This window comes from Nodosilinea sp. LEGE 07088 (genome assembly GCF_015207395.1).
In the GTDB taxonomy this organism is placed as follows: Bacteria; Cyanobacteriota; Cyanobacteriia; order Phormidesmidales; family Phormidesmidaceae; genus Nodosilinea.
The window spans coordinates 1-6,119 of the sequence record NZ_JADEWX010000254.1 but is presented as its reverse complement, the minus strand read 5'-3'; the positions used below and the strand labels follow the sequence as shown (position 1 = coordinate 6,119).

The 6,119-nt window shown below is 56.2% G+C and carries 5 protein-coding genes and 1 pseudogene; all 6 read left to right on the top strand.

From position 1 onward, the window contains the following. Positions 1-58: 58 nt before the first annotated feature. The 6 genes and pseudogenes from IQ254_RS29035 (at position 59) to IQ254_RS29010 (ending at position 6,005) form a co-directional block, all read left to right on the top strand. Complete coding sequence (locus tag IQ254_RS29035; protein ID WP_193969632.1) at positions 59-1,231, top strand: metal ABC transporter solute-binding protein, Zn/Mn family; 1,173 nt, start codon at positions 59-61, stop codon at positions 1,229-1,231. A gap of 11 nt (positions 1,232-1,242) precedes the next feature. Further along, positions 1,243-2,007 (top strand): annotated as a pseudogene (locus IQ254_RS29030) (metal ABC transporter ATP-binding protein). 13 nt (positions 2,008-2,020) lie between these two features. Next, positions 2,021-2,752: a metal ABC transporter permease gene (locus IQ254_RS29025; protein WP_193969631.1), complete on the top strand. Its 732-nt coding sequence runs from the start codon at positions 2,021-2,023 to the stop codon at positions 2,750-2,752. Positions 2,753-2,888: 136 nt separating this feature from the next. Further along, a complete protein-coding gene (locus tag IQ254_RS29020) occupies positions 2,889-3,593 on the top strand; it encodes a class I SAM-dependent methyltransferase (protein WP_193969630.1) in 705 nt (234 codons plus the stop codon). Positions 3,594-3,756: 163 nt separating this feature from the next. Continuing rightward, positions 3,757-4,776: a GTP-binding protein gene (locus IQ254_RS29015; RefSeq protein ID WP_193969629.1), complete on the top strand. Its 1,020-nt coding sequence runs from the start codon at positions 3,757-3,759 to the stop codon at positions 4,774-4,776. Between the two features lie 140 nt (positions 4,777-4,916). Next, a complete protein-coding gene (locus IQ254_RS29010) occupies positions 4,917-6,005 on the top strand; it encodes a GTP-binding protein (protein ID WP_193969628.1) in 1,089 nt (362 codons plus the stop codon). The last annotated feature ends 114 nt before the right edge of the window (positions 6,006-6,119 follow it).

Genomic DNA, 6,119 nt, shown 5'->3' with positions numbered 1-6,119 from the left:
CCGCAAACCCCTCCTCCCCCGCAAACCGCTCACCGTCTCTCCATCGAGGATCCTCCCCATGTCCCACCTTTTCCCCTTCCGCCGAACTGCCTTGCTGCTTGCGTCTTCCGTTGCTGTTGCCCTGGGCAGTTGCGCTTCAGGCACTACAGACGTGGCTGATACCGAGGCGTCTGATGGTGCGATCGCAACTGACTTGACGGTGATGACAACGATTTTGCCGATTACGCAGTTCACCAATGCAGTAGTGGGCGATCGCGCTGAGGTGATTCCTCTGATGCCGACCAATGTGGACCCCCACGGTTTTCAGGCTAGCCCGGCTGACGTACAGGCTCTGGCCAACGCCGATGTGCTGGTGAAAAACGGCTTAGAGATGGAGGTCTTTTTGGATGACCTGATCGCCAACGCCGAGAACCCCGACCTGGTGATGATCGACTCTAGCGAAGGCATCTCGGTGCTTTCTAACGAGGAGGTGGAGGGCCATAGCCAGAGTAAGGCTGACGACCACGACCACAGCCATGACCATGATCACGACCACAGTGATGCTGCCGCCGCCGATGCCGACCCTGACCACGACCACGCCGAAGGGGAGGCCCATGACCATGACCATTCCGAGGCTGGGCATCACCACCACGGCGAATTTAATCCCCACATTTGGCTCGACCCTAAGCGGGCCATTCAGCAAGTCGAAAACATTCGCGACGGCATGATAGCCGTAGACCCCGAGGGCGAAGAGATTTATACCGCCAATGCGGCAGCCTTTATTGCCGAGCTAGAGACCCTGGACGGCGAAATTACTGAGCAGCTCGCTCCCTTTGCGGGGCAACCCTTTGTCGCCTTTCACGACTTTGCTCCTTACTTTGCGGAAAGCTACAACCTCCAGGCCGAATTTTTAGTGGATGTTCCCGAAGAAAACCCCTCTCCTGAAGATGTGAAGCGAGTCATGGATACCGTTCAGGCCTCTAACCTGAAGACCATCTTGACCGAACCCTCGGCTGGCGAAGATGCGTTTGCGGCGATCGCCAAAGATATGGGCGTTCAAGTGGGGATGTTCAACCCGCTCGAAGTCGGCGGCCCCGAGTCGGTACAGCCTGACTACTACCTCACCACCATGCGCCAAAATGCGGCCAATCTGGCGGCTTCCTTTGAGGCCTCTACCCAGCAGTCTTGGCTACCGCTGTGGCCAACTAAGCCGCTGGCTGTGGTGCCCCAGCCCGTGGACCTGCGGTTTTAGGAGGGGCAGCCTTGAGCACAACAGTCTTGGCCGTTGAGGGGCTGACGGTGTACCGCGACACCACCGCCGCCGTGCAGGATGTCTCTTTTGCCCTCGAAGCAGGCACCGACACCGCCATCGTCGGCCCCAACGGCGCGGGGAAGAGCACGCTCATTCAGGCGATTTTGGGCGTTCTGCCCCGGCGATCGGGAGACGTATTTCTGATGGGCCACGCCCTTAGCCCCAGGGGGGTGCTGCCTAGAAAGGTGCGTCAGCAGATTGCCTACCTGCCCCAAAACTTTCTGTTTGATCGCCGCATTCCCATCACCGTCAACGAACTCGTCGCCCTCGGCTGGGACAGTCTGGGGCCACAGTTGCCCTAGGCTAACTACCAACCCCGCCGCCTGGCCGTTAGCCGCGCCCTCGCCGAAGTCGATGCCCTGCACCTCGGCTCTCAGCCCATCGCTCGCCTCTCCGGTGGCGAAATGAAACGTGCCCTCCTCGCCTACTGCTTAGTACGCCCCCGTCGCCTGCTGATTCTCGATGAGGCTCCCGCTGGTCTTGACGCTTTGGGCGAATCGGAGTTTTACCAGCTCCTCTACCAGCTCAAACAAGACCAGGGTTGGGCCATTCTACAAATTTCCCACGACTTAGATATGGTCAGAAAACACTGCGATCGCGTCCTCTGCCTCAACCGATCTCTCCGGTGCCAGGGCAGCCCAGAGGTAGCCTTAGCACCGGATAACCTGGCCCTGGTCTACGGAGCGGAGTTTGTCAGGTATCGACATCGTCATTAACCCCCATCCATCCATGTCCGACCTCACCCGCATTGTCGAACTCTTCCAACTCCCGTTTATGCAGCGAGCACTGATGGGCGGCATCCTGATGGGCCTGATGGGGGGGCTGTTAGGTAGCTTCACCATTCTGAAGCAGCTGTCGTTCTTTAGCGATGCCCTGGGGCATTCGGCGCTGCTCGGTATTAGCCTGGGGCTGCTGTTGGGGCTGAGTCCATCGTCAGTGCTGTTGCCCTTTGCGGTGCTGTTTGCGTTAGGTGTCACCTATTTGCTAGAGCGCACGCGGCTGTGGACCGATGCGCTGCTGAACATTGTCTACTCATCGTCGCTGGCGATCGGGGTGATTTTGCTGACCTTTGTGGGGCAGTACAAGGGCGGTATCAACAGCATTTTGTTTGGCGATATTTTGGCGGTGCAACCGGGCGATCTGTGGGTGAGTACGGTGTTGTTGGTAGTGTGCGTGCTGTTTGTGGGGCTGACGCTGCGATCGCAAATTCTCCTCACCCTGCACGAACCACTGGCGATCGCCAGTGGCATCTCGGCTTCGGCCTATCGCACCGCCTTTATTGTGCTGCTGGCCCTGGTGGTAGGGGCGTCGATCAAAGCGATCAGCGTGCTGCTGATTAGCGCCTTTGTCGTGATTCCGGCCTGTGCGGCCCGCCTGCTCAGCCGTACCTTTACGGGCTACGTCATTACGTGCTCTACAACCCCGGTACAGATCAGGTGCGCTTTAGGCAGGTGCAGTTGACTGTAGCTAAGGGGTTTGGTGCGGCTAGATCAAAACGCTAAAAATGCTAAATCTGGCGATCGGCGACCACAGGCTGCCCTCAATGGATATGAATCTTTAGAACACGAGAAACCATACAATTACCACTTTACTGATTATGAAAAGCCCAGAATCGGCCATCGTTTTTGATCAAGAACGCGCTTCGTCCTACGATCAACAGTTTGATGCCCTAGCGCCAATTCGCGAGGCCCTACATCTGCAAATCCGCATCATCCTGTCAGAGCTTCCTGTCGATGCCAACATTCTCTGTGTGGGAGTGGGCACCGGGGCAGAACTGATTTATCTGGCTCAGGCGTTTCCCCAATGGCAATTTACTGCGGTAGAGCCTGCTGCACCAATGCTCGATATTTGTCGCCACAAAGCTGAAGAGAGCGGCATCGCGTCACACTGTACCTTCCATCAGGGCTATCTTGACTCATTGCCCAGCTCGGATGCGTTCCAGGCGGCAACCTGTCTTTTGGTGTCTCATTTCTTTATGCAATCCGATGAGCGTAGCCACTTTTTCCAGCAAATTGCGGCCCGACTTCAGCCTGGCGGGTATTTGGTGAGTGCTGATTTGACGGCTGATATGGCCACTGCCGAGTATCAAAGCCTGCTTGACGTGTGGCTGCGAATGCTGCGATATGCTGACATGCCAGAAGCAGAAGTTGAAAAATTCCGCGCCTCCTACGGTCGCGATGTCGCCTTATTATCACCGGAACACGTTGCATCAATCATGACTGAGGGTGGCTTTGAGCTGCCAGTCTTGTTTTACCAAAGCCTTTTGGCTCGGGCTTGGTATGCCCATAGGCGACCTGAGTGAACGTTGCCAATCAGCTGAGTTGCAGGGTGGGCAGTGCCCACCATTCGGAATTATTTTCTAAAAGCATCAGGACAGCTGATCTGACTGAAAGCCAGTTATTGAGGGTTGCAGCTCCATTCTGCACTATCATGATAATGATTATCATTCTATGAGTGATACGGCGATGCCCTACCTTCCTCAGCCCTTATCGGTGGCAGACCCAGCAATTCCTAAGCGGGGTCTGCCCGTGACGCTAATTACGGGCTTTTTGGGCAGCGGCAAAACCACCCTGCTCAACCACATTCTGACCAACCGCCAAAACCTCAAGGTGGCGGTCTTAGTCAACGAATTTGGCGATATCAATATCGACAGCCAGCTACTGGTCTCCATAGACGAGACCATGGTTGAGCTGAGCAACGGCTGCATCTGCTGCACTATCAACGATGACCTGATCGACGCCGTGTATCGGGTGCTGGAGCTGCCCGATTGCGTTGATTACCTGGTGGTTGAAACTACCGGTCTGGCCGATCCCCTGCCCATCATGCTGACCTTTGTAGGCACCGAGCTGAAGCGGCTCACCCACCTGGATTCTGTCATCACCGTCGTGGATGCCGAAGCCTTTACCAACGACCACTTTAATAGCGAAGCGGCGACTAGCCAGCTCACCTACGGCGACATCATTCTGCTCAATAAAGCTGACCTTACCCCCGAGGTCAAACTGACCTGGCTAGAGGCCTACATTCAGGGCTTCAAAGACCAGGCGCGGGTGCTGCGCTGCTCGTTGACCGAGCAGGCCGACCAACTGCCCCTGTCTGCCCTACTGGATGTGGGGCTAGCTCCGACCCTGCCTCCGGCAATAGCTAGCGCTGCTCAAGCGGCCCAACCCAATGGCCATTTAGGTAGCGATGGCTTTGTGTCGGTTCCCTTCAAGAGCGATCGCCCCTTCAACGTAGATCGCTTTGAGCACTTTTTGATGGCCCAATTACCCGCCGAAGTGTTTCGGGCCAAGGGCATTCTCTGGTTTGAGGGCGAAGACTTGCGCCACATCTTTCAGCTCAGCGGCAAACGGTTTGACCTCAGCCCCGAACCCTGGACTGGCCAACCCAAAAACCAGTTGGTCTTTATCGGTCGCCAGCTCAACCCCCTCCAGCTGCATCAGCAACTCACCAACTGCCTAACCGGGAGTCGCTCTCTCTGTCTGTAAAACAGGGAGGGTTTACGGTTCACGGTTTACGGTTTACGGTTTACGGTTCGAGCCTTACACCGTTTACCGCATGCCTTGCACCTTGCACCCGATATCCTGCCCCCATCCATCCACCCATCCACTCATCCACCCTCTTCCCCATGCAAACTACCCCCGACAACCGTCTACCCGTCACCATCATCACCGGCTTTTTGGGCAGCGGCAAAACCACCCTGCTGAACCACATTCTGCAAAACTTCGATGCCTTTCGCGTTGCGGTGCTGGTGAATGAATTTGGCGATATCAATATCGACAGCCAATTTTTGGTCACCGTTGAGCAAGACATGGTGGAACTCACCAACGGCTGCATCTGCTGCACCATCAACGACGACCTGATGCAGGCGGTGTACCGGGTGCTGGAGAAGCGAGACAACATTGATTACCTGGTGGTCGAAACCACGGGCGTTGCCGACCCTCTCCCAATCACCCTCACATTCCTCGGCACCGAACTGCGGGATCTGACTCGGCTCGACTCCATTCTGACGATGATCGATGCCGAAAGCTTCGAACCCAACCTGTTCGGCAGTCAAGCGGCCATGAGTCAGGTATCCTACGGCGATATTTTGCTGCTGAACAAAACCGACCTGGTTCCTCCCGAACGCCTAAAGTCGGTAGAACAGGGCCTGCGCAGCATTCGTGAGGATGTCAAAATCCTCCATAGCCAATATGGTCGGGTGCCCCTGCCGCTGATCATCGATGTCAAGGCCGGAGACCAGGGGCTATACCAGGCGGTGGCCCAGGCCGATGCCGAAAAAGCTGCCCACGACCATGATCATAATCATGATCACGACCATCACCCCGCACCCGAAACCCATGACCATGGGCATCACCATCCCGAAGGTCACAAACACCATGGGCATTCCCACGAACACCATCATCACCACTCCGACCACCTAGATAACGATGGCTTTGTGTCCATGGCCTTTCGCGCTGAGCAGCCCTTCGCTCTGAAGAAATTTCAGCAGCTGCTTGACTTTCACCTACCGCCAGAATTGTTTCGCATGAAGGGGATTCTCTGGTTTAAGGAAAGCCCCGCCCGCCACTTTTTCCAGCTCACAGGCAGGCGGTTTCAGCTCGAAGACGACCAGTGGACAGGGCCACCGGGCAACCAACTCGTCTGCATCGGCCGCAACCTGGACCTCAAGGCGATGGAGGAAAAGTTGAGAGACTGTATCGCCGAAGGGGATTAGGTTTTGGGTTTACGGTTAACGGTTTACGGTTAACGGTTTGCGGTTCTGCCGTATACCTTGCACCGTTTACCGTACACCGAATACCCGCCTACCCATCAACCCATCCACCCATTC

Coding starts and splice junctions, on each gene's coding strand:
- IQ254_RS29035 (WP_193969632.1), top strand. CDS start 59: ATGTCCCACCTTTTCCCCTTCCGCCGAACTGCCTTGCTGCTTGCGTCT.
- IQ254_RS29015 (WP_193969629.1), top strand. CDS start 3,757: ATGCCCTACCTTCCTCAGCCCTTATCGGTGGCAGACCCAGCAATTCCT.
- IQ254_RS29025 (WP_193969631.1), top strand. CDS start 2,021: ATGTCCGACCTCACCCGCATTGTCGAACTCTTCCAACTCCCGTTTATG.
- IQ254_RS29010 (WP_193969628.1), top strand. CDS start 4,917: ATGCAAACTACCCCCGACAACCGTCTACCCGTCACCATCATCACCGGC.
- IQ254_RS29020 (WP_193969630.1), top strand. CDS start 2,889: ATGAAAAGCCCAGAATCGGCCATCGTTTTTGATCAAGAACGCGCTTCG.